The sequence below is a fragment of the Inquilinus sp. genome, from assembly GCF_057815775.1.
Genome location: NZ_JBYRFX010000143.1, coordinates 1 through 2,453 on the forward strand (window position 1 = coordinate 1; position 2,453 = coordinate 2,453).

4 protein-coding genes are annotated in these 2,453 nt (G+C 67.1%); 1 reads left to right on the forward strand and 3 read right to left on the reverse strand.

Annotated features, from left to right (window positions below; genetic code table 11):
• Positions 1–190, forward strand: a 190-nt coding sequence (locus AC3XYG_RS05190) for a hypothetical protein (protein ID WP_489138751.1), incomplete at its 5' end; no start/stop codon positions are given.
• Positions 191–197: 7 nt separating this feature from the next.
• On the opposite strand, the gene AC3XYG_RS05195 is transcribed toward AC3XYG_RS05190, so the two are convergent.
• The 3 genes from AC3XYG_RS05195 to AC3XYG_RS05205 all read right to left on the reverse strand — a co-directional run.
• Positions 198–1,136 carry an acetamidase/formamidase family protein gene (locus tag AC3XYG_RS05195; RefSeq protein WP_489138752.1) on the reverse strand — a complete coding sequence of 313 codons (939 nt, stop codon included), beginning with the start codon at positions 1,134–1,136 and terminating at the stop codon, positions 198–200.
• Positions 1,137–1,224: 88 nt separating this feature from the next.
• On the reverse strand, positions 1,225–2,076 hold the full coding sequence (locus tag AC3XYG_RS05200; protein WP_489138753.1) for a carbohydrate ABC transporter permease: 852 nt from the start codon (positions 2,074–2,076) through the stop codon (positions 1,225–1,227).
• Between the two features lies 1 nt (position 2,077).
• Positions 2,078–2,453 (reverse strand): carbohydrate ABC transporter permease (locus AC3XYG_RS05205; RefSeq protein WP_489138754.1); only part of this gene is annotated, 376 nt, incomplete at its 5' end.

Consider the following 2,453-nt stretch of genomic DNA (forward strand, 5'->3'; position numbering starts at 1 on the left):
GACGATCACCGACCCGGCCGCACGCAAGGCGCTGTACGACCAGGCGCAGGCCGTGCTGCAGGACCAGATGCCGATGATCTACCTGTTCCACCAGCCCTGGATCTACGCGCTGGCCAAGGCCGTGAAGGGCTTCGCGCCGACGCCGGACGGGCTGATCCGGCTGAAGGGCGTGTCGATCGAGGGCGACTGACTCCCGATCAGCGGCGCAGCAGGTCCTTCGCCATCATCATGTGCACGCCCTTGCAACCGTTGACGGTCTGGGTGATGCGCAGGTCGCCGGCCAGGCTGCACAGGGTGTAGGCGTCGTGGCGCGACAGCCCGGCGGTCTCGCCCAGCAGCACGATCATGTCGCGCAGCGCCATGACGGCGCATTTGTCCAGGTCGGGGTCCATGCCCATGGTGATGTGGTGGGTCGGGGTCTCCGCCCGCGGATAGGCAAAGGAGAGGTCGTCGCGGACGATCAGCTGAAAGGTGCCGCGCAGCGCGGTCTCGATCGCGGTGATGCAGACCTCGCAGTCGCCCTGGGCGCCATGGCCGTCGCCGCAGGAGAACAGGGCGCCGTCGTTGAACACCGGCAGGTACAGGGTGGTGCCCGCCACCAGCTCCTTGTTGTCGATGTTGCCGGCATGGGCGCGCGGCTGGATCGAGCTGATCCGGCCCCAGCCCTTCGGCGGGGCCACGCCCATGACGCCGAAGAACGGATGCAGCGGCAGGTCGAGGCCCCAGGGCAGCCGGGCGGTACCCGCGGCGGCGTCGAGCGGGATGTTGAGGAGGCGGGTTTCCTCGAAATCATAGGGCAGGGTGCCGGCCAGCGGCCGGATGACGTTGTAGCCCCAGTCCTGGCGCAGGGCGACGTCGAGGATGCGGACCTCCAGCACCTGGCCGGCCTTGGCACCGCGGACGGCCACGGGGCCGGTCAGGATGTGGCCGGGGGTGCTGCGATCGCAGCGCTCATGGATCTCGTACAGCTCGGGCGGGATGTGGAAATCGCCCTTGGGCAGCACCTCCGGCGGGCCCGACACCGAATCGATGACGACGGTGTCGCCGCTGTCGACCGTCAGCACTGGCGCCCGCGCGGCATCGAAATATCCCCAGGCACAGGTCTCGGGCGAGGCAGGCAGAAGGTGCTGCGGCATGGCCGGGTCTCTCATTGTGGGAACGACCCAGGCTGGAACCTTTCCGGGCCGGGTTCAAGCCCCGGCCGGAGGGATCAGCCCGGAGGGATCATCCCTTGACCGCGCCGGCGGTCAGGCCGCGCACGAGATAGCGCTGGATCACGGCGAAGAAGATGCAGACCGGGATCAGCGCCAGCACGGAGGCCGCGGTCATCTGGCCCCAGTCGACGCCGAATTTGGCGACGAAGGTCAGCAGGCCGACGGCGAAGGTCTTCTGGTTGTCCGAACTGATCAGCATCAGGGCGAACAGCAGCTCGCTCCACGCCGCGGTGAAGACGAAGCCCAGCGTCGCGCCCATGCCCGGCAGGGTCAGCGGCAGGATCACCCGGCGCAGCGCCTGGAAGCGGTTGCAGCCGTCGATCATCGCCGCCTCCTCCAGATCCTTCGGGATCGAATCGAAGAAGGACTGCATCAGGAAGGTGGCGAAGGCGACGTTGAAGGCGCTGTAGATGACGATCAGGCCGAGCAGATTGTTGGTCAGCCCCAGCGGCGCCATCAGGCGGTAGACCGGGGCGATGATCATCACCAGCGGGAAGGTCTGGGTCAGCAGCAGCAGGAACATCATCGCCGGCTTGGCCCGGAAGCGGAACCGCGAGAAGGCGTAGCCGGAGGCCGAGGCGCAGACCGTGACCACCGCCGCCGTCGACAGCGAGACGATGACGCTGTTCAGGAAGTAGCGCGGGAAGTTGCTGCCGGTCAGCACCGAGCTGAAATTCGCCATCGTCCATTCCGACGGCCAGAAGGTGACGCCCTCGGAGAACAGCAGCTGGGTCGGGGTGACCGAGATCTTGATCAGCCAGTACAGCGGGAACAGCGCGAACAGCAGATAGGCGCCGATGGCGAGGGTGAAGCCGGTGCGGCTGGTGAAGCGGCCGAGGGGCGAGCGTCCGACGATGTTCATGTCATTGCCCCGCCAGCAGGCTCTTGCGCATCCGGATCAGGATGCCGGCATAGATCAGGAGCAGCAGCAGCAGCACCGTCGCGACCGCCGAGGCATAGCCGAAGTCGAGGCGGGTGAAGGCCTGGCTGAAGATGTAGGTCGACAGGATGTTGGTCGAATTGGCCGGGCCGCCATTGGTCATCACCCAGATCAAATCGGCGAAGGTCGCGATCCAGATCGTGCGCAGCAGCACGGTGATGGCGATGGTCGGCGCCAGGAAGGGGATGGTGATCTTGGCGAAGCGCTGCCAGGCGGTGGCGCCGTCGATCGCCGCGGCCTCGTAATAGTCGGTCGGGATCGCCTGCAGCGCCGCCAGCAGGGTGATGGCGAAGAACGGG

Excerpts from the sequence above, each read along its gene's own strand:
- AC3XYG_RS05200 (WP_489138753.1), bottom strand. The coding sequence starts at position 2,076 with ATGAACATCGTCGGACGCTCGCCCCTCGGCCGCTTCACCAGCCGCACC.
- AC3XYG_RS05195 (WP_489138752.1), bottom strand. The coding sequence starts at position 1,136 with ATGCCGCAGCACCTTCTGCCTGCCTCGCCCGAGACCTGTGCCTGGGGA.